Genomic DNA, 20,823 nt, shown 5'->3' with positions numbered 1-20,823 from the left:
AGCCGTTCTCACCCAACATCACCGAAACAAGGAACGCCGATGCTGACTCGCTCCATCCTTTCCGCCGCTGCATTCTCGCTTGCCGCCTGTGCGACCGCGCCGTCGATCGCGCAGGATCACCAGGGCAACGACGCGGGCAATGCCGCATTCGCCGAGACCGGTGCACAGGGCCGCCCGGTCAAGGTCATGATCATCACGATGTTCGGTCCGGAGGGCCAGGCATGGCTCGACCGGCTCGGCCCGTGGCGCGACGTCACCGTGCCCGGCCTGTCGCCCGACTATCCGGCCGTTCACTGCAACAAGCAGGACGTGTGCGTGGTGACGACCGGCATGGGCTACGCGAACGCCTCCGCGACGATCATGGCGCTCACGTTCTCGCAGCGCTTCGACCTGCGCCGCACGTACTTCCTCGTGTCGGGCATCGCGGGCGTCGACCCCGCGCAAGGCACGGTCGGTTCCGCCGCCTGGTCGAAATATCTGGTCGACTTCAGCCTGCAGTGGGAGCTCGATGCGCGCGAGATTCCGGCCGGCTGGAACACCGGCTTCCTCGGCATCAATACGAAGAGCCCGAACGACAAGCCGCCGCTCGACTACCGCACCGAAGTATTCCAGCTCAACCCGCAACTGACCGACGCCGCGTATGCGCTCTCGCGCAACGTCGTGCTCGCCGACAGCGCGCAGGCCCAGGCCGCGCGCGCGAAGTTCACGTATGCGCCGGCGAACCGGCCGCCGACGGTGATCCAGTGCGACACGTCATCGGGCAATACGTGGTTCTCGGGCACGCTGATCGGCGAGCGCGCGCGTCAGTGGACGAAGATCCTCACCGACGGCAAGGGCACCTACTGCATGACCGCGCAGGAAGACAACGCGACGTACGAAGCGCTCAAGCGCGCGGCGAGCGTGAAGCGGGTCGACCTGTCGCGCGTCGCGGTGCTGCGCACGGGCTCCGATTTCGACCGGCCGTATGCGGGGCAGACGAGCGCGGACAACCTGCTGAACTACGCGGATCAGGGCGGCTTCACGCCGGCGACCGAAAACCTGTATCGCGCCGGCAACCCGCTCGTGCAGGACATCGTCACGCACTGGGGCGAATGGCGCGACGGCGTGCCGCGCCGTTGACGGCCGCACGCTGTCGACGAGACGTCGGCGCGAAGGTCAACGCGATTGCGGCGCGGAACGGAACGGCGTCCACACCGGCGTGGTGTCGTCCCAATGATCGAGCGGCGAAGGAAGTTGGTCGTTCATCACTGACTCCTGCAACTAACTGACTAATCGAGTGTTCGACGGCGGTATCGCGACGCCGCGCGGTGGATCGTCCGCTGCGCGGCGTTGCGCGTTTACCGACGTTCAGCGGGCCCCGCCTGCGAGCTGGTTGCTTTCCGGCATCGAGCGATACGGGCCTTGCGCGAGTTCGAGCCCTTGCGGATACGAATTCGCCTTGCGCAGCCAGGCCAGCGTGCCGTCGCGGCGTGCCTGCTCGACTTCGGCGCTGACTTCGGCGCGCGTGCGCGGGCCGTTGTTGTGCTGCGTGTACCACGACGTGTTGCCGTAGTCGCCGGCGTGCGCGGTGGTCGTATCGGCGAAGGCCGGTGCGGACACGGCGAGTGCGAGGGCGACGGCGGAGAGAAGATGGCGGCGGTTCATGACGTAACTCCTGTGTTGGTCGGAGTTGGCGCCTGAGCGCTCGCTCCGGTCCCGTCAAACGGGGCTGTTCGATGCGCAACGAGGTGCGCGACAGGGTTTACTCTAGGTATCTGTCCGGACGCGATAAATGCGGCAGACGCGAATTGATTTGTCGTGATCGAGGAACAATCGCGATTCGCAACGTCGCCAAGGGGATGTCGAAATCGCCCGCAGCCGCCTGGAGCGGGCCTCGCGGCGGTATGCCGCCGCTTGCCCGATGACGTGCGCGGACGATTGCCGCACGCGGCGCAAAGGTGTGATGCGGATTCGGAAAAGGCGAGGTGCGCGGCGAGTAAGGTGGCACGAAGGCGACACCGAAGCGGCACGAAGGCGGGACGGCGCGCGGGCCGGACAGCCCGCGCGCCGCGGTTCAGACGATTACGCGACCCACTCGTTGATGACGGGCGTGTCGAGCGCCGGCGCGCGCTCGGCTTCCTCGAACGTGCGCTTGCTGCACGTCGCGTCGAGGCTGCCCTTGCCGCTCAGCAGCGGGCAGCGGTCGAACACTTCGGCGATCCAGTCGACGAACACGCGCACCTTCGGCGACAGGTGCCGGCTGTGTGGATACACGACCGAGATCGGCATCGGCAGCGGTTTCAGGCCGGGCAGCACTTCCTTGAGCCGGCCGTCGCGCAGGTGCGGCAACACCATGAACAACGGCGGCTGGATCAGGCCGAAGCCTTCGAGCCCGCAGGTCACGTACGCATCGGCGTCGTTGACCGACACGATCGCGTTCATCTTGACCTCGACTTCCTTGCCGTCCGTGAGGAAGGTCCAGTCGATCGTGCGGCCCGTGCGGCTCGAGAAGTAGTTGACGGCCCGATGGTCGCCCAGGTCCTCGATCGCGTGCGGCTCGCCGTGCTTCTCGAGATACGCGGGCGACGCCACCGACACGCATTCGAACAGGCCGACGCGGCGCGCGACGAGCGACGAGTCCTGCAGCGCACCGACGCGGATCACGCAGTCGACGCCTTCCTGCAGCAGGTCGACCGGTCGGTCGGACAGGCCGAGCTGCAGGTCGATGTCTGGATAGCGCGTGTGGAATTCGCACAGCGACGGGATCACGAGCAGCCGCCCGATCGAGCCCGGCATGTCGATACGCAACTTTCCGTGCGGCTTCCGGTTGTTGTTCTGGAAGCTTGCTTCGGTTTCCTCGACATCGGCGAGGATCCGCACGCAGCGCTCGTAGTACGCGGCGCCGTCAGGTGTCAGCGACAAGCGGCGCGTGGTCCGGTGCATCAGGCGCACGCCGAGAAATGCTTCGAGATTCTGGATGATCGTCGTGACGGACGCCCGCGGCAGGCTGAGCGTTTCTGCTGCCTTGGTGAAGCTGCTTGTATCGACGACGCGAGTAAACACCTGCATGGCCTGAAGCCGGTCCATCACAACCTCCGCAATCTAATTTGCCGCCGGAACAAGAAGGCTGCGCCGCTTTGTAGGCGGCACAGCCTGGGATTGTTCGGGGGTGTTGAATTGTGTTGCCGGATTATAGGCATTTATCCCAATGTCTGCCGGACCCAGAATTCGTTCCATCTCGAAATGGATGCTGCATCGTCATGGACGCTTCTGAATTCAGCAAATTCCTGAAAGCCGCATTGCCCGCCGAAGCCAGAGCCGGCGCGGCATTGACGGTCGCGGAAGTGGAAATTCCCGGCTACGCGCAGGACATCGTGCTGCGCCTCTATCGGCGTGCGGACAAGACCGGACTGCCGGTAGTGCTTTACTTCCACGGCGGCGGTTTCGTGCGCGGCACGCTCGACGACGCCGACTTCGCGGCGCGCTTTTTAGCAGAACGCTTACCAGCTCTCGTAGTGTCGGTCGATTATTCGCTCGCGCCGGCCTTTCCTTTTCCGGCCGCGCCGGAGGATGCGTATCGCGCCGCCGTATGGGCCGCGACGCGCGCCCGCGCGTTCGGCGGCAATCCGAAGAAGATCGGCGTCGCGGGGCACGACGCGGGCGGTCAGCTCGCGAACTGTCTCGCGTTCATCGCGCGCGATCGCGGTGAAGTGTCGATCGCCGCACAGGCGCTGTTCGGGCCGATGCTCGACCCGAGCATGACGCGCATCGGCGACGCAGAACGCCTTTCATCCGACATCACCGCGCGCGAATGCGCGGCCTGTTATCGCGCCTATCTGCCGCAGGCGGCGCAGCGCATGCACCCGTATGCGGCGCCGCTCGAATCGGTGCGCCTCGCGGGCCTGCCGCCGACGCTCGTCGTCACCGCGCAGAACGACGTGCTGCACGTCGAAGCGGAGAAATATGCGGGCTGCCTGATTTCATCGGGCGTGCTCACGCAGGTGATCCGCTACCCGGACGTCACGCACGCGTCGCTCGCGACGCACGAAGCCGCGCTCGAGGAAGCCGTGCGCTTCTTCCAGTGCCGCTTCCAGGCGCGCCAGCCGAACCGTTCCGAATAACCAGACCAATCCACGCTTATTGGAGATCCACATGGCCATCCTACGCACCTCCCGCTCCCGAATCGCGACCGCGGCGATCGTGACGCTCGCCGTCGTCGGCCTCGGCACGTTCGGCGCGATGCGCGTGAACGCGAACGCACCCGAGAAAGCGGCGGCGCCGCTGCCGGAAGTCGACGTCGCGACCGTCGTGCCGCAGACCGTCACCGATTGGCAAAGCTATTCGGGCCGCCTCGAGGCGGTCGAGAAAGTCGACGTGCGCCCCCAGGTGTCGGGCACGATCGTCGCGGTGAACTTCAAGGACGGCGCGCTCGTGAAGAAGGGCGACGTGCTGTTCGTGATCGACCCGCGCCCGTATCAGGCCGAAACCGACCGCGCGGCCGCGCAGCTCGCCGCCGCGCAGGCCCGCAACGGCTACGCGCAGAGCGACTGGCAACGCGCGCAGCGGCTGATCGGCGACAACGCGATCGCGAAGCGCGACTACGACGAGAAGCAGAACGCCGCGCGCGAGGCGAGCGCGAACCTGAAGGCCGCCGAAGCCGCGCTGGAAACGGCGCGCATCAATCTCGGCTACACGCGCATCACCGCCCCCGTGTCGGGCCGTGTGTCGCGCGCGGAAATCACGCTCGGCAACGTCGTGTCGGCCGGCGCGTCCGCCGCGCCGCTGACGACGCTGGTATCGGTGTCGCCGATCTACGCATCGTTCGACGCGGACGAGCAGACCTACCTGCAATACATCAACGGCGCGCGCAACGGCCGCAAGGTGCCGGTCGAGCTCGGCCTCGCGAATGAAACGGGCTACTCGCGCAGCGGCGAGATCGACTCGGTCGACAACCGGCTCGACACGTCGTCCGGCACGATCCGCGTGCGCGCGCGTTTCGACAACGCGGACGGCGCGCTCGTCCCGGGTCTCTACGCACGCGTGAAGGTGGGCGGCAGCGCGCCGCACCAGGCGCTGCTCGTCGACGACGCGGCGATCAACACCGACCAGGACAAGAAGTTCGTGTTCGTCGTCGACCAGCAGGGCCGCGTGTCGTATCGCGAAGTGCAGCAGGGCCTGCAGCACGGCAACCGGCGCGTGATCGTGAGCGGCCTGTCCGCCGGCGATCGCGTGATCGTGAACGGCACGCAGCGCGTGCGGCCGGGCGAACAGGTGAAGCCGCACATGGTCCCGATGACGGGCGGCGATGCGCCGTCCGCGCCGCTCGCGGATAACGCGAAGCCGGCCGCACCGGCGAAGGCGGAATCGTAAGCGGCCCGCCGCTACGGTTTACGCGTTCAACCAGACAGAGCCAGACATGAACATTTCAAAATTCTTTATCGACCGGCCGATCTTTGCAGGAGTCCTATCGGTGATCATCCTGCTCGGCGGGGTGATCGCGATGTTCCTGCTGCCGATTTCGGAGTATCCGGAAGTCGTGCCGCCTTCGGTGATCGTGAAGGCGCAGTACCCCGGCGCCAACCCGAAAGTGATCGCCGAGACGGTCGCGTCGCCGCTCGAGGAGCAGATCAACGGCGTCGAGGACATGCTCTACATGCAGTCGCAGGCGAACAGCGACGGCAACATGACGATCACCGTCACGTTCAAGCTGGGCACCGATCCGGACAAGGCCACGCAGCTCGTGCAGAACCGCGTGAACCAGGCGTTGCCGCGTTTGCCGGAAGACGTGCAGCGGCTCGGCATCACCACGGTGAAGAGCTCGCCGACGCTGACGATGGTGGTCCACCTGATCTCGCCGGACAACCGCTACGACATGACCTACCTGCGCAACTACGCGCTGATCAACGTGAAGGATCGCCTGTCGCGGATCCAGGGCGTCGGTCAGGTGCAGCTGTGGGGCTCGGGCGACTATGCGATGCGCGTGTGGCTCGATCCGCAGAAGGTCGCGCAGCGCGGGCTGTCCGCCGAGGACGTCGTGCAGGCGATCCGCGAGCAGAACGTGCAGGTCGCGGCCGGCGTGATCGGCGCGTCGCCGTCGCTGCCCGGCACGCCGCTGCAGCTGTCGGTGAACGCGCGCGGCCGTCTGCAGACGGAAGACGAGTTCGGCGACATCGTCGTGAAGACGACGCCGGACGGCGGCGTCACGCACCTGCGCGACATCGCACGCATCGAACTGGATGCGTCCGAATACGGGCTGCGCTCGCTGCTCGACAACAAGCCGGCCGTCGCGATGGCGATCAACCAGTCGCCGGGCGCGAACTCGCTGCAGATCTCCGACGAAGTGCGCAAGACGATGGCCGAGCTGAAGCAGGACATGCCGGCCGGCGTCGACTACAAGATCGTCTATGACCCGACGCAGTTCGTGCGCTCGTCGATCAAGGCTGTGGTGCACACGCTGCTCGAAGCGATCGCGCTGGTCGTGATCGTCGTGATCGTGTTCCTGCAGACCTGGCGCGCATCGCTGATTCCGCTGATCGCGGTGCCGGTGTCGATCATCGGCACGTTCTCGCTGCTGCTCGGCTTCGGTTATTCGATCAACGCGCTGTCGCTGTTCGGGATGGTGCTCGCGATCGGTATCGTGGTCGACGATGCGATCGTGGTCGTCGAGAACGTCGAGCGCAACATCGAAAGCGGGATGAACGCGCGGCAGGCGACCTACAAGGCGATGCAGGAAGTGAGCGGGCCGATCATCGCGATCGCGCTGACGCTCGTCGCCGTGTTCGTGCCGCTCGCGTTCATGTCGGGTCTGACCGGCCAGTTCTACAAGCAGTTCGCGATGACGATCGCGATCTCGACGGTGATCTCGGCGTTCAACTCGCTGACGCTGTCGCCGGCGCTGTCCGCGATCCTGCTGAAGGGCCATGGCGACAAGGAGGACTGGCTCACGCGCGTGATGAACCGCGTGCTCGGCGGCTTCTTCAGGCGCTTCAACAAGGTGTTCCATCGAGGCGCGGAGAACTACGGCCGCGGCGTGCGCGGCGTGCTGTCGCGCAAGACGCTGATGCTCGGCGTATACCTCGTGCTGGTGGGCGCGACCGTGCTCGTGTCGAAGATCGTGCCGGGCGGCTTCGTGCCCGCGCAGGACAAGGAATACCTGATCGCGTTCGCGCAGCTGCCGAACGGCGCGTCGCTCGATCGCACCGAGAAGGTGATCCGCGACATGGGCTCGATCGCGCTGAAGCAGCCGGGCGTCGAAAGCGCGGTCGCGTTCCCGGGCCTGTCGGTGAACGGCTTCACCAACAGCTCGAGCGCGGGCATCGTGTTCGTCACGCTGAAGCCGTTCTCGGAGCGGCACGGCAAGGCGTTGTCCGCCGGCGCGATCGCCGGTGCGCTGAACCAGCAGTACGGCGCGATCAAGGACTCGTTCGTCGCGGTGTTTCCGCCGCCGCCGGTGCTCGGCCTCGGCACGCTCGGCGGGTTCAAGATGCAGATCGAGGATCGCGGCGCGGTCGGCTATGCGAAGCTGTCGGATGCGACCAACGACTTCATCAAGCGCGCGCAGCAGGCGCCGGAACTCGGCCCGTTGTTCACGAGCTACCAGATCAACGTGCCGCAGCTCAACGTCGATCTCGATCGTGTGAAGGCGAAGCAGCTCGGCGTGCCGGTCACCGACGTGTTCAACACGATGCAGGTGTATCTCGGCTCGCTGTACGTGAACGACTTCAACCGCTTCGGGCGCGTGTACCAGGTGCGCGTGCAGGCCGATGCGCCGTTCCGTCAGCGCGCGGACGACATCCTGCAGCTGAAGACGCGTAACGACCGTGGCGAGATGGTGCCGCTGTCGTCGCTCGTCACGGTGACGCCGACGTTCGGCCCGGAAATGGTCGTCCGCTACAACGGCTATACGGCGGCCGACATCAACGGCGGCCCGGCGCCGGGCTTCTCGTCGGGCCAGGCGCAGGCCGCGATCGAGCGTATCGCGCATGAAACGCTGCCGCGCGGCGTGCGGTTCGAATGGACCGACCTCACGTACCAGCAGATCCTCGCGGGCGATTCGGCGATGTGGGTGTTCCCGATCAGCGTGCTGCTCGTGTTCCTCGTGCTCGCCGCGCTGTATGAAAGCCTGACGCTGCCGCTCGCGGTGATCCTGATCGTGCCGATGAGCATTCTGTCGGCGCTGACGGGCGTGTGGCTCACGCAGGGCGACAACAACATCTTCACGCAGATCGGCTTGATGGTGCTGGTGGGGTTGTCGGCGAAGAACGCGATCCTGATCGTCGAATTCGCACGCGAACTGGAGCATGACGGCAGGACGCCGCTCGAGGCCGCGATCGAGGCGAGCCGGCTGCGGCTGCGCCCGATCCTGATGACGTCGATCGCGTTCATCATGGGCGTCGTGCCGCTCGTCATGTCGACGGGCGCGGGCTCCGAGATGCGACATGCGATGGGTATCGCGGTGTTCTTCGGGATGCTCGGCGTGACGCTTTTCGGGCTGATGCTGACGCCGGTGTTCTACGTCGTGCTGCGCACGCTGGCGGGCGGCAAGATCCACGTCGCCGGCAAGGACTCCGCCGGCTATGGCGTGCCGGGCCAGGGCGTACCGGCTTCGGATGCTTGAGGACAAAAAGATGGACAACATGCACAACTCGAATGGCCTGATGCGCTTCGCGAAGGTGGCGGCCGCGAGCACCCTGCTCGCGACGCTGCTCGCCGCGTGCGCGGTGGGGCCCGACTACAAGCGCCCGGACGTGTCGACGCCCGCGGCGTTCAAGGAAGCGCCGACGCTCGCGGCCGGCGAACAGGCCGGCACGTGGAAGACCGCCGAACCGGCGGACGGCGAGCATCGCGGCGAATGGTGGAAGGTGTTCGGCGATCCGGTGCTCGACTCGCTCGAATCGCAGGCGCTCGCCGCGAACCAGAACCTGAAGGCCGCGGCGGCGCGCGTCGAGGAAGCGCGTGCGGCGACCCGCACCGCGCGCTCGCAGTGGTTCCCGCAGATCGGCGCCGGGTTCGGGCCGACGCGCGAAGGGCTGTCGTCGGCGTCGCAGTTCCAGCCGCAGGGCACGGGACCGACCACCGCGACGCTGTGGCGCGCGCAGGGCACGGTGTCGTACGAGGCCGACCTGTTCGGCCGCGTGAGCCGCAACGTCGAGGCGTCGCGCGCCGACCAGGCGCAGAGCGAAGCGCTGTTCCGTTCGGTGCAGCTCGCGCTGCAGGCGGACGTCGCGCAGAACTACTTCGAACTGCGCCAGCTCGACTCGGATCAGGACCTGTACCGTCGCACGGTCGAACTGCGCGACCAGGCGCTCAAGCTCGTGCAGCGTCGCTTCAACGAAGGCGACATCAGCGAGCTCGACGTGTCGCGCGCGAAGAACGAACTGGCGACCGCGCAGGCCGATGCGGTCGGCGTCGCGCGTCGGCGCGCGGCGTCCGAGCATGCGCTCGCGATCCTGCTCGGCAAGGCGCCCGCGGACTTCGCGTTCAAGGAGACGCCGATCGTGCCGGTCGCGGTGAAGGTGCCCGCCGGCCTGCCGTCCGCGCTGCTCGAACGCCGCCCGGACGTGTCGGCGGCCGAGCGCGCGATGGCGGCCGCGAACGCGCGGATCGGCCTCGCGAAGTCGGCGTACTTCCCGAAGCTCGATATCACGGGTGCGTTCGGCTATGAGGCGTCGACGCTCGGCAACCTGTTCCTGTGGTCGAGCCGCACGTTCCTGCTCGGGCCGTTCGCCGGCACCGCGCTGACGCTGCCGCTGTTCGACGGCGGCCGCCGTGCGGCGGGCGTGCAGCAGGCGCGCGCGCAGTACGACGAGCAGGTTGCGAACTACCGGCAGCAGGTGCTCGTCGCGTTCCGCGAGGTCGAAGACAATCTCGCCGATCTGCGTCTGCTCGACGACCAGATTCGCGCGCAGGATGCGGCCGTCAATGCGTCGCGCCGTGCGGCGACGCTGTCGCGTACGCAGTATCAGGAAGGTGAGGTGGCCTATCTCGACGTGATCGACAGCGAGCGGTCGGTGCTGCAGTCGCAATTGCAGGCGAACCAGCTGACCGGTGCGCAGGCCGTGTCGACCGTCAACCTGATCCGTGCGCTGGGCGGCGGGTGGGGCGCGGCGCCGACGGCGGTCGGCGATGCGGGGAAGGGCAAGCAGGAAGTCGCCGTGCGTTGATATGCCGGCCCGTGACGGGCTGCCGTAACAGGTGGTCGATCGAACAACCCCGATCCGTGGTGACGCGGATCGGGGTTTTTATTGGCCGTTTATCGCGGGGCTGCCATGTGCGCCGCGCCGGTTGCGATTCTCATGGCGGATGGGGGACTGCCGGACGACGCGACGACAACGCATCGCTCGTCGATTCGAGCCGCCGCGTCGCGGCCGCCGCGCAGTGACTGCAACTAACGGTCAAGCCGGCGGGTGTCGACCGACGGTGCGGCGGCGTGCGCCACCGCACCGCTTATCCGTTGTCGCCTGCAGCACGCAGCGCCCGCACCAGTTCGTTGGCCGCCTTGCCGAGCCCTGTGTGCTTCGGCCGGCGCAGGTACACGGGCAGCGGCAGCCCGTTGCGGATGTTCGCGAACGCGAGCGGCTCCAGTTCGCCGTCCTCGACATACCGGCCGATCAGCGATTCGGGCAGGTTCGCCCAGCCGTGTCCGGCCTTCACGAGCGCGATCGCGGTGGCCATGTCGGTCACCTTCCACGTGCGGTTGCCGATCACGGGACGCACGTCGGTGAGCGGCCGTTCCGGGTCCGCGATCACGATCTGCCGAAACCCCGACAGCCGTTCGATCGCCTCGGGATGCGCGGCTTCGGCGATCGACGGATGACCGGGTGCGGCGACGGCGATCAGCGTCTCGGTCCACAGCGCGTGGATCTGCTCCTGCGGATGAAGATCGAGCCCGCCGTAGGCGACGCAGAGATCGATCGCGCCGCGATGCAATGCATCGACGATCGCGTCCTGCGGCGCGGTGACGATGCTGATCGCGAGCGCCGGATATTTCGCGGCGACGGCGGTCAGTGCGCGCGCAACGGGCGCACCGTCGAGCTCCGCCGCGAGGCCGAGCCGCAGCGTGTCCTCGACGCCTTCCGACAAGTGCTGCGCATGCGCGCGCAACGCCTGCAACCGTTCGGCGATCGACCGCGCATCGGGCAGCAGCGCGGCCATCGCGGCGGTCGGCGTGGGCTCGCGCGTGCCGCGATCGAACAGCACGAGGTCCAGCTCGGCTTCGAGGTTCGCGATCGCCATGCTGACCGCCGACGGCGTGCGGCCGAGCGCGCGCGCGGCCGCCGAGAACGAGCCTTTGTCGATGACGGTCAGCAGCATGTCGATGTGGTCGCTGGTCAGCATCGGCGGCCTCCTGTCAGCAAAATTGAAAGGACCTGACTTTTGCGGGCGAAGTGCCCGCTGTAGTCTCGCCACCTCGTTCGATATGAAGGTGGTGGGTCATGCAAGGATGGAAGAGACGCATAGTCTACGTCGTGATGTTCGAGGTGCTCGGCATCCTCGTCGCAGCGTCGGTGCTCGGCATGCTGAGCGGCGCGAGCGCGACGACGAGCGGCCTGCTCGGCGTGATGATCTCGACGACGGGCGTCATCGTCAATTTTCTGTACAACCTCGGGTTCGAGGCGTGGGAGCGGCGGCGCGCGGAAACGACGCGCACCGTCGCGCGGCGCGTCGTGCATGCGATCGGTTTTCAGGTCGCGCTCGTGACGTTCCTGATCCCGCTGATTGCGTGGTGGCTCGACGTGTCGCTGGTGCAGGCGTTCCTGTACGACGCAGTGCTGATCGTGTTCTTCCCGATCTTCACCTTCGCGTACAACTGGTCGTTCGACAGCGTGTTCGGGTTGCCGGATGCGGTGACGCGCAAGGCCGAACCGATCAGGTGACGCGGAGGCGAACGCGGACGAAGCGATGTGACGCAGGCAGCCCGCATCGCATCGCTTCGAATGAGAAATTGGAGTAGGTAACGCGCGGCGCGAATGCCGCCCGCGAGCGTTACGCGGCGACGAACTCGTGCACGTAACGGTTGAACACCGCGGGGCTCGCCGCGTTCATCCCGTGTGACGCACCGGCGACGGTCTGCCGTTGCGCATCGCCGATCCACTGCGACAGCGTGTCGACGTTGTTGCGGAACATCTTCGGGCTGCGCTGGCCGTCGATCAGCAGCGTGCGGCACGCGATGTCCGACGCCGTGTGCTGCGAATACGCGGGCAGCGGATCCTGAAGCTGCTTCGGCAGCGTGCTCGCGTTGTCGATCGCCATCGTGCGAAAGCGCGACGTGCTCTTCTTCCATGCGCCGGGCAGGCTCACCGAATCGACGAACATCTCTAGGCCGGCTTCCACTTCGCCTTCCCCGATCAGGTTCACGGCCTTCGTGCGCAGTGCGATCGCGGCGGCCGGCAGCGCGGCTTCGCGCACGCCCGGCTGTTGCAGCGGGCCGCCCGGATCGGCGAGCGTCAGCGTGTCGACGAGGTGCGGATGCTGGCGGGCGACGTTGAACGCGACGCTGCCGCCTCGCGAGTGGCCGACGAGATGCACGGGGCCGAGATCGAGTGCGTCGATGAATTCGGCGAGCTCGTCGACGTGGTTCTGCCAGCTGAACTCGTCCTGGATGCCCGCTTCGACGGCCGGCCAGTAGTGGCTCAGGCTCGGCGCGATGCAGCGGTAGTGCGCCGACAGCGACGCGAGTTGCGGCTCCCAGTAACGGTAGTCGCACAACGATCCGTGCACGAACACCATCGGCGCGCCGCTCCCCCGCTCGACATACGGCAGGCTGATGCCCGACGAAAGCGTCGCAAATTGCAGATCGGGGTTCGCGAGCACCGACGGCTCGATTCGCATGTTCATGACTGAAAACTCAATGGGTGCGTCATCACGTCGCAACTATGCCTCACGGCAAGCTGCAAGGAAAACGCATAATTTTCATCGTCACGATCAATTTTATTGATGGTTCGGCTGAAAACCCTTGTCGCAGCGTGGGGATGTGGCGAAGCTTTCAATCATCTGATGATTGATTGCGCGGATGAAAGCGCGGCGAAGGCCGTCGAATGCGGCCCGCGCATTACCGCACCACCAGCGCGGGCGCGGTCTGAAGCTCGACGGGAAGATCGTTGTCGGCGGCGAACTGCATCGCGAAGCCGAACGCGTCGGCGCATACGTCGCGCAATTCGTCCGACACGAACAGGCATTTGACGCCGCCGTCGACGACCGGCATCGCGAGCCGCGACAGCGCGCACGGATAGCCGGGCCGCCGCTCGCCGACGAACAGCGTGATGACGCCCGCGAGCCGTTCGGGCCAGTCGCTCGGGCGGAACGTCTTGTGTGCGCGGGTGATGCCGCGGATCAGGTGGCCGTCGATGCGGCCGCGTTCGGTGATATCGATGCGATCCATGCCGTGCGTATCCTTTCGGGTCATTCGCCGCCGTCGGCCGCCGCGTCGCCGCGCGCGGGAATCCGCAGGTTGCGCAGCTTGTGATAAAGCGTCTTCTTCGGCATGCCGAGCGCAACGCTCGCATCCGCCACGTTGCCGTTGTGACGCCGCAGCATGTCCTCGATCAGCATCCGCTCGAAATACGCCATCTGCTCGGCAAGCGTGCCGCCTGCCGCCGGTTCGCCGCCGGACGACAGCAGGCTGTCGCCGGTCAGCCCGAGCACGAAGCGATCGGCCACGTTCTGCAGCTCGCGCACGTTGCCGGGCCATGCATGCGTCATCAGTTCGGACACCTGCGCAGCGGTGACGATCGGCGCCGACTGCCCGAAGCGCCGCGCGGCCGCGAGCACGAAATGCTCGAACAGCAGCGGCACGTCCTCGCGCCGCTCGCGCAGCGGCGGCAGCTCGATCTGTGCGACGTTGAGCCGATACAGCAAGTCCGCGCGGAAGCGCCCGTCGGCCGCGAGTTCGGCGAGATCGGCCTTCGACGCGGCGACGACGCGGCAATCGACCGGAATCAGCTCGTTCGCGCCGAGCCGCTCCACCACGCGTTCCTGCAGCACGCGCAGCATCTTGATCTGCAGCGGAATCGGCATCGTCTCGATCTCGTCGAGGAACAGCGTGCCGCCGTGCGCCCATTCGATCTTGCCGATGCGCTTCTTTATCGCGCCGGTGAACGCGCCGGCCTCGTGGCCGAACAACTCGCTCTCGAACACCTGCTCGGGCAGGCCGCCGCAATTCAGCGCGACGAAATGCGCATCGCGCCGGCCGCCGAAGTCGTGCAGGCTGCGCGCGATCAGTTCCTTGCCGGTGCCGGTCTCGCCGGTGATGAGCACCGACACCGACGTATCGGCGAGGCGCAGGATCTTCTTGCGCACGTCGGCCATCGCGGGCGACTTGCCGAGCACGAACGCCTCGATGCCCTGCCAGTTGTTGAGCGCCGCGCGCAGCCCCTGCACCTCGAGCGTGAGCTTGCGCTTCTCGACCGCGCGCGCGACGCGGCCGGCGATCACGTCCGACGAGAACGGCTTCTCGATGAAGTCGTATGCGCCGTCCTGCATCGCGCCGACGGCCGTCGATATGTCGGCGTGGCCGCTGATCAGCACGACCGGAATCTGCGTATCGACGGCCATCACGCGTTCGAGCAGCTGCAGCCCGTCGATGCCCGGCATCCGCACGTCCGACACGATCACGACGGGTGCGCCGGGCGCGACGTGCGCGAGCGCGTCGGCGGCCGACGCGAAGGCGTCGACCGGGAACCCCGCGAGCGCGACGGCCTGCTCGACGCCGATCCGGACGTTTTCATCGTCCTCGACGACCAGCACGCGAATCTCATCTTCCATGCTCTGTCCTTTGTTGCGGCGTGACCGCCGCGAATTCGATGGTGAACTGCGCGCCGCCGGCGTCGCGGTTCGTCGCGGCGATCTTCGCGCCGAACGCCTCGACGATGCGCGACGTGATCGCGAGGCCGAGCCCGAGGCCCTGGCCGCGCGGCTTGGTGGTGACGAACGGCTCGAACAGGTGCGGCAGCACCTCCGGCGCGATGCCGGCGCCGCTGTCGGTGACGGTGAGGCGCACGCGGCCGGCTGCGTCCGCATCGCCGGCTTCGATGACGATGCGCCGCACGGGCGCGTCATGCACCGCGTCGAGCGCGTTGCCGAGCAGGTTCACGATCACCTGCTGCAACTGGCTCGATTCCGCGGATACCGTCGTGCCGGGCGCGATGTTCACGTCGAGCTGCACGCCTTCGTCGCGGATCCGCGCATCGTAGATGAGTCGCGCGTGCGCGACGGCCTCGTTCAGCGACACGGCGACGCGCTCGACATCGGGCTTGCGCGCGAAGGTCTTCAGCTCGCCGGTGAGCACGGCCATGCCGTCGACCAACTTGCCGATCCGTTCGAGATTGGCGTATGCCGGCGCCGGCTGGCCGCGCTCGAAGAACGTGCGTGCGTTGTCGCACAGCGTGCGGATCGCGACGAGCGGCTGGTTCAGCTCGTGCGTGAGTCCCGCGGCCATCTGCCCGAGCACCGCCAGCTTGCCCGCGTGCACGACTTCCTGCTGCGAATCACGCAGCCGCTGCTCGGTGCGTTCTCGTTCGACGATCTCGCGCTGCATCCGCTCGTTCGCGGCCGTCAGCGCGGCCGTGCGCTGCGCGACGGTCAACTCGAGCCGGTCGTTCGCGCGGCGCAGCGCGTCCTGCGCGTTCAGCCGCGCGACGATCGCCCGGCGGCGCTGGATCGCGTAGCCGACCAGCAGCGCGGCGATCAGGAACGCGCCGGTGACGAACGCGAACGCGGTTTGCTGCTGGCGCCGCGCGCCGGCGATGTCGAGCAGCACCATCAGCGAATCGCCGGCCTGCGGCGCGGGCCGCGACATCACGAGATAGCGTGTGCTGCGGCCGGCGTGACGCGGATCCGGGAACGTGCCGAACCACGCGGCGGCGCTGCGGTCGCCGATGTGGCGGTACGGCAGCACGTCGACCGTGCGGCCCGCGTATTGCCGCGACGCCTGGATGTCACGCTGCTGCTGCGCGGTGATCGGGCGCAGCGCGGTGAATTTCCACGCCGGCTCGGTCGAGATCACGACCACGCCGTTGCCGTCGACCACCATCGCGGCGACGCCCGGCGCGCGCCATGCGGATTCGAGCGGGTCGACGCTGATCTTCACGGCGGTCGCGCCGATCGGCACGCCGTCGTCGCGCACCGCGCTCGCGAAGTAGACGCCCGGCACGCCGGTGTTGGTGCCGATCCCGAAGAAGCGGCCGCTGCCGTGTGCCAGGGCATCCTTGAAATACGGCCGGTACGACACGTTGGTGCCGACGAAGCTGATCGTATCGTTCCAGTTGCTGGCGGCGATCACTTCGCCCTGCAGGTCGATCACGTCGACGGCACCGCTGCCCGCATCGCGGTTCACGGCTTCGAGATACGTGTTCACGGTGTGCGTGAGGGCGGGCCGGTCTTGCGGCGCGGCGCGCAGCAGCGTGCGCACGCCGTCCTGGCGGGCGACCAGGCCGGGCAGGATCTCGAAGCGGCCGAGTTCGCTCTTCAGGCTCGACGCGTACAGGTCGAGCCGATGCGCGCCGGTTTCCTCGAGCGCGTCGATCGCGCGTTCCCACGCGAAATCGACGGCCGCGCCCGCCACGCCGACATACAGCACGGCGGCCGACGCCCACCCCCACCACGGGATTCCCTTGAAGCTCTTCTGCACGTTCGCCCTCATCGAAGCCCGCAACCGGTCGTTCGCCACCGGTCGTCCGCCACCGGCCCTCCGGAGCGACGCCCCGAACGACGCGCGCCGCGCGCCGGCAGGGCCGGCGGCGGCGCGTGCGAAGCAGCCTGCGCGACGGTGCGCGCAGCGGCGCGTCATCCGAAGTGCGCGACCAGGATCAGCGTCACCGTGACGACGATCGCGCCGCCGATGCGCGTCGCGATCTGCGCGAACGGCATCAACTGCATCCGGTTCGCGGCGGTCAGGATCGCGACGTCGCCGGTGCCGCCTTGCCCGCTGTGGCAGGCGTTCACGATTGCGGTGTCGATAGGGTACATCTTCAGCAGGCGGCCGACCACGAAACCCGTGCCCATCAGCGTCGCGACGGTCGACACGATCGTGACGACGTTGACGACCGTGAAGGCGGCGGTCAGCTTGTCCCACGGCGTCATCGCGACGCCGATCGCGAACAGCAGCGGATACGTGACGGCGGTCGAGAAGAACTTGTAGACGACGAACGCGCCTTCCTGCAGCGGCGGCGACACCGCGCGTGCGAGTTTCACCAGCACCGCGAGGAACAGCATCGCGACCGGCGCGGGCAGGCCGAACAGCTTGTGCGCCATCAGGCCGACGAGGTACAGCGTGATCGCCGTGATGCCGGCGCCCGCGATGTGCGTGACGTCGACGTGGCCGCGGATTTCCTCGCTTTCCGGCGTCATGTCGCCGTTTTCGCCGACCTGGAGGCGGCCGTTGCCGGTCAGGTGCGGCAGGCGCTTGCCGAGCATGTCGAGCGCGCCCGACAGGATGATCGCGGTCAGGCTGCCGAGCATCACCGGCGGCAGCACCATCGCGAACATCTCGCCCTGCGGCAGGTGCATCAGTTCCGAATAGCCGATCGACAGCGGAATCGCACCTTCGCCGACGCCGCCCGCCATGATCGGCACGACGATGTACAGCAGCGTGTGGCGCGCGCCGAGGCCGAGCGCGGTGCCGACCGCCGTGCCGACGATCGCGGCCGCGACCGAACCGGCGGCGAGCGGAATGAAGATCTTCACGAAGCCCTGGATCAGCACGCGCCGGTCCATGCTCAGGATGCTGCCGACGATGATCGACGCGATGAACAGGTACAGGAAGTTCGTCGACTTCGTGAACTCGACGGTGAGGTTCAGCACGGGCTTCGGCAGCACGTGGTAGTAGGTGAGCGCCGACGGCACGAAGGTCGCGAAGATCGCGGCCGCGCCGATGTTGCGCAAGAGCGGCAGGCGCTTGCCGAGTTCCGCGCAGGTGAAGCCGAAGAACGCAAGCACGGCGATCGCCATCGAGATCTCGCCGGGCACCTTGCCCGTCACCGCGAAACCGACGATCAGCCCGAACAGGATCACGTAGACCGGCAGCGGGATGATGCCGATTCGGATTTCCATCAGCTTCCACCAGCCTTCCGGCCAGAAGCGCTCGCGCGTGGCGGGATCGGCTTCGGCGATCGGCTCGGCACGGGTTTGGGTAGGGATTGAGGTCTGCAAGACGTGTCTCCTGATGTTGGAATGCCTGCATGGCTTCGCGGCATCGTGTGCCGTCTATTACGCAACCCCCGTGCCAGGATTGCGGTCTGCCGGAATATTTTCAATGCTTTGATTCATAAGGGATTTGTCTCGTCTGCGGAAAGGGGTTTCGCAGCAGGCTGGCCGAGATTTCGGAATTCGGCCGCCGGCCAGGCCGAGATTTCGGCCAACCCGGCCGGGCGACCGGCCGGACACCCACCCGCGCGTCGGATCGCGCGCCATATCGCCGCGCGCGATTTTCTTCGCACAATCGCTTCGTAGACCGCCTTCGCGCCGCTCTCTATCATCGGCTGATCCTTTTCCGATGAGACGACGACCGTCCGGAGAACGCCCGCGCGTTCGCCGCGGCGTCGCTCATCCGTCGATACCGTCCTTGGACAGGAGAGTGGTTCCCATGCTGCATGCCGTCTTTTCCACCCGCTTTTCCCCTGGCCGCGTGGCCCGCCTGCTGGCCGCCGCGCTGCTCGGCGTCGTGATGCTGAACGGCGCGCGCGCCGATACCGCGCCGTTGAAGGTCGGCATCTCGACGAGCCCGCAGATCGATGCGCTGAAGATCGCCGCGAAGGAGGCGAAGGAGCAGGGCCTCGACGTGCGGATCGTCGAGTTCACCGACTGGAATACGCCGAACGCGGCGCTCGCGAACAAGGACATCGACGTCAATTACTTCCAGCACATCCCGTTTCTCGAGAACGCGAAGAAGCAGGGCGGCTACAACTTCGTATCGATCGCGCCCGGCACGATCATGAAGATCGGCCTCTACTCGAAGAAGGTGAAGCGCTTCGACGAGCTGAAGGACGGCGCGCGCGTCGCGATCGCGAACGATCCGGTGAACGGCGGGCGCGGGCTGTTGCTGCTGCAGCGCGCGGGCCTCATCACGCTGAAGCCGGGCGCCGACTACCGCGCGACGACGCACGACATCGTGTCGAATCCGAAACACCTGAAGATCATCCCGCTCGAAGCGTCGCAGCTCGCGCGCTCGCTCGACGACGTCGACCTCGCGCAGGGCTACCCGAGCTTCATCAAGCTCGCCGGCACGACCGACCCGAACAGCGCGCTGCTGTTCGACGGCACCGAGAACAAGAACTTCGCGATCCAGTGGGTCGTGCGGCCGGAGAGCGTGAACGATGCGCGCATCCGCAAGTTCATCGCGATCTACCAGCACTCGCCGGCGGTGCGCCGGGCGCTCGACAACGCGTTCGGTTCGCTGTATGCGATCGCGTGGTGACGGAGGCGACATGACGACGGCGAACCACAAGAAGATCCTGCTCAACGCGTTCAACATGAACTGCGTCGGGCACATCAACCATGGGCTGTGGGCGCATCCGCGCGACCGCTCCGCGCACTACACCGACCTCGACTACTGGGCCGATCTCGCGCGGACGCTCGAACGCGGCAAGTTCGACGGGATCTTTCTCGCGGACATTGTCGGCGTGTACGACGTGTTCGGCGGCGGCCCGGACGCCGCGCTGCGCGAATCGGTGCAGGTGCCCGTCAACGATCCGCTGCTGCTCGTACCCGCGATGGCGCAGGTCACGCAACATCTCGGCTTCGGCGTGACCGCGAACCTGACCTACGAGCCGCCTTACCTGTTCGCGCGCCGCATGTCGACGCTCGACCATCTGACGAAGGGGCGCGTCGGCTGGAACATCGTGACCGGCTATCTCGACAGCGCCGCGCGCGGGATGGGCCTCGCGCAGCAGATCGGTCACGACGACCGCTACGAACGCGCGGACGATTACATGGAAGTCGTCTACAAGCTGTGGGAACAGAGCTGGGACGACGACGCGGTGATCCGCGATGCGCACGCGCGCGTGTTCGCGCAGCCGGGCAAGGTGCGGCGCGTGAAGCACGACGGGCCGTTCTATTCGGTCGACGCGATCCACCTGAGCGAGCCGTCGCTGCAGCGCACGCCGGTGCTGTACCAGGCCGGTTCGTCCGCGCGCGGTGTCGAATTCGCGGGGCGGCATGCGGAATGCGTGTTCGTGAACGGGCAGAGCAAGGCCGCCGCGCGCGCAGCCGCGCTCGACATTCGCGCGGCCGCCGCACGGCAGGGGCGCGACCCGGCATCGATCCGGATTTTCGCCGGCGTGAGCGTCGTGACCGCCGAGACCGAACGTCTCGCGCGCGAGAAGTTCGACGAATACCGGCGCTACGCGAGCCCGGAAGCCGGCCTCGCGCATTTCGCGAGCTCGACCGGCATCGACTTCGCGAAGTACGGCCTCGACGAGCCGATCTCGTACGTGAAGACCGACTCGATCCAGTCGGCCGTCGACGCGATTTCGCGCAAAAGCACGACCGGCACGTGGACCGTGCGCCGGATGCTCGAACAGATGTCGCTGGGCGGCCGCTATGCGCCGATCGTCGGTTCGCCGTCGCAGGTCGCGGACGAACTGCAGTCGTGGATCGACGAGACGGGCATCGACGGTTTCAACCTGACGCGCACCGTGATGCCCGAGTCGTTCGAGGATTTCGTCGACTGGGTCGTGCCGGAACTGCAGAACCGCGGCGTCTACAAGGAGGACTACGATCCCGCCCCGACGCTGCGCGAGAAGCTGTTCGGCGCCGGCGCACGGCTGCCGGCCTGGCACACAGGCGCGCGGCACCGGGCCACCGCCGCGCCGGCGACGGAACCTGCGCATCCCGCGCATGCATGAACGT

General features: G+C 67.2%; 16 protein-coding genes. 8 read left to right on the top strand and 8 right to left on the bottom strand.

Features of this window, described 5'->3' with window-relative positions:
* The first annotated feature begins 39 nt into the window (after positions 1-39).
* Positions 40-1,119 (top strand): purine-nucleoside phosphorylase, encoded by a 1,080-nt coding sequence (locus ACV22W_RS13515; RefSeq protein WP_448019796.1) that lies wholly within the window; start codon positions 40-42, stop codon positions 1,117-1,119.
* A gap of 228 nt (positions 1,120-1,347) precedes the next feature.
* Here ACV22W_RS13515 and ACV22W_RS13510 read toward each other — a convergent pair whose 3' ends face one another.
* Together ACV22W_RS13510 and ceoR are read right to left on the bottom strand one after the other, a co-directional pair.
* Positions 1,348-1,644, bottom strand: coding sequence for a DUF4148 domain-containing protein (locus tag ACV22W_RS13510; protein WP_448019794.1), 297 nt, complete (start codon positions 1,642-1,644; stop codon positions 1,348-1,350).
* A 417-nt stretch (positions 1,645-2,061) separates the two neighbouring features.
* Positions 2,062-3,066 carry a putative multidrug efflux transcriptional regulator CeoR gene (gene ceoR / locus ACV22W_RS13505; RefSeq protein WP_059692278.1) on the bottom strand — a complete coding sequence of 335 codons (1,005 nt, stop codon included), beginning with the start codon at positions 3,064-3,066 and terminating at the stop codon, positions 2,062-2,064.
* Positions 3,067-3,239: 173 nt separating this feature from the next.
* On the opposite strand from ceoR, the gene ACV22W_RS13500 reads away from it, so the two are divergent.
* From ACV22W_RS13500 to opcM, 4 genes are read left to right on the top strand one after another with little or no spacing between them, the layout of a single operon-like run.
* On the top strand, positions 3,240-4,100 hold the full coding sequence (locus ACV22W_RS13500) for an alpha/beta hydrolase (protein WP_059814924.1): 861 nt from the start codon (positions 3,240-3,242) through the stop codon (positions 4,098-4,100).
* 31 nt (positions 4,101-4,131) lie between these two features.
* Positions 4,132-5,349: a multidrug efflux RND transporter periplasmic adaptor subunit CeoA gene (ceoA, locus tag ACV22W_RS13495; RefSeq protein ID WP_059528484.1), complete on the top strand. Its 1,218-nt coding sequence runs from the start codon at positions 4,132-4,134 to the stop codon at positions 5,347-5,349.
* A gap of 46 nt (positions 5,350-5,395) precedes the next feature.
* Positions 5,396-8,596, top strand: a complete 3,201-nt coding sequence (ceoB, locus tag ACV22W_RS13490) for a multidrug efflux RND transporter permease subunit CeoB (RefSeq protein WP_448019792.1) — start codon at positions 5,396-5,398, stop codon at positions 8,594-8,596.
* Between the two features lie 10 nt (positions 8,597-8,606).
* On the top strand, positions 8,607-10,142 hold the full coding sequence (gene opcM, locus ACV22W_RS13485) for a multidrug efflux transporter outer membrane subunit OpcM (protein WP_448019790.1): 1,536 nt from the start codon (positions 8,607-8,609) through the stop codon (positions 10,140-10,142).
* 283 nt (positions 10,143-10,425) lie between these two features.
* On the opposite strand, the gene ACV22W_RS13480 is transcribed toward opcM, so the two are convergent.
* The gene (locus tag ACV22W_RS13480) at positions 10,426-11,316 is read right to left on the bottom strand and encodes a LysR family transcriptional regulator (RefSeq protein ID WP_448019788.1); all 891 of its coding nucleotides are present in this window, start codon (positions 11,314-11,316) and stop codon (positions 10,426-10,428) included.
* Between the two features lie 98 nt (positions 11,317-11,414).
* Here ACV22W_RS13480 and ACV22W_RS13475 point away from each other — a divergent pair, with 98 nt between their 5' ends.
* On the top strand, positions 11,415-11,855 hold the full coding sequence (locus ACV22W_RS13475; protein ID WP_448019787.1) for a PACE efflux transporter: 441 nt from the start codon (positions 11,415-11,417) through the stop codon (positions 11,853-11,855).
* Positions 11,856-11,964: 109 nt separating this feature from the next.
* On the opposite strand, the gene ACV22W_RS13470 is transcribed toward ACV22W_RS13475, so the two are convergent.
* The 5 genes from ACV22W_RS13470 to ACV22W_RS13450 all read right to left on the bottom strand — a co-directional run bounded on the left by ACV22W_RS13470 (position 11,965) and on the right by ACV22W_RS13450 (position 18,126).
* Positions 11,965-12,816, bottom strand: coding sequence for an alpha/beta fold hydrolase (locus tag ACV22W_RS13470; protein WP_448019786.1), 852 nt, complete (start codon positions 12,814-12,816; stop codon positions 11,965-11,967).
* Positions 12,817-13,030: 214 nt separating this feature from the next.
* Positions 13,031-13,360 (bottom strand): DUF3579 domain-containing protein, encoded by a 330-nt coding sequence (locus ACV22W_RS13465; protein ID WP_448019784.1) that lies wholly within the window; start codon positions 13,358-13,360, stop codon positions 13,031-13,033.
* A 20-nt stretch (positions 13,361-13,380) separates the two neighbouring features.
* Positions 13,381-14,742, bottom strand: a complete 1,362-nt coding sequence (locus ACV22W_RS13460) for a sigma-54-dependent transcriptional regulator (RefSeq protein WP_448019783.1) — start codon at positions 14,740-14,742, stop codon at positions 13,381-13,383.
* The gene (locus ACV22W_RS13455; protein ID WP_448019781.1) at positions 14,732-16,618 is read right to left on the bottom strand and encodes a sensor histidine kinase; all 1,887 of its coding nucleotides are present in this window, start codon (positions 16,616-16,618) and stop codon (positions 14,732-14,734) included. The genes ACV22W_RS13460 and ACV22W_RS13455 overlap by 11 nt, the downstream gene beginning before the upstream one ends.
* 143 nt (positions 16,619-16,761) lie before the next feature.
* Positions 16,762-18,126: a 2-hydroxycarboxylate transporter family protein gene (locus ACV22W_RS13450; RefSeq protein WP_448019779.1), complete on the bottom strand. Its 1,365-nt coding sequence runs from the start codon at positions 18,124-18,126 to the stop codon at positions 16,762-16,764.
* A gap of 433 nt (positions 18,127-18,559) precedes the next feature.
* Here ACV22W_RS13450 and ACV22W_RS13445 point away from each other — a divergent pair, with 433 nt between their 5' ends.
* A complete protein-coding gene (locus tag ACV22W_RS13445) occupies positions 18,560-19,390 on the top strand; it encodes a MetQ/NlpA family ABC transporter substrate-binding protein (RefSeq protein ID WP_448019777.1) in 831 nt (276 codons plus the stop codon).
* 10 nt (positions 19,391-19,400) lie between these two features.
* On the top strand, positions 19,401-20,819 hold the full coding sequence (locus tag ACV22W_RS13440) for an LLM class flavin-dependent oxidoreductase (RefSeq protein WP_448019775.1): 1,419 nt from the start codon (positions 19,401-19,403) through the stop codon (positions 20,817-20,819).
* The last annotated feature ends 4 nt before the right edge of the window (positions 20,820-20,823 follow it).

It is taken from the genome of Burkholderia sp. AW49-1 (genome assembly GCF_053427845.1).
This window is presented reverse-complemented; position numbering and strand designations above follow the sequence as displayed.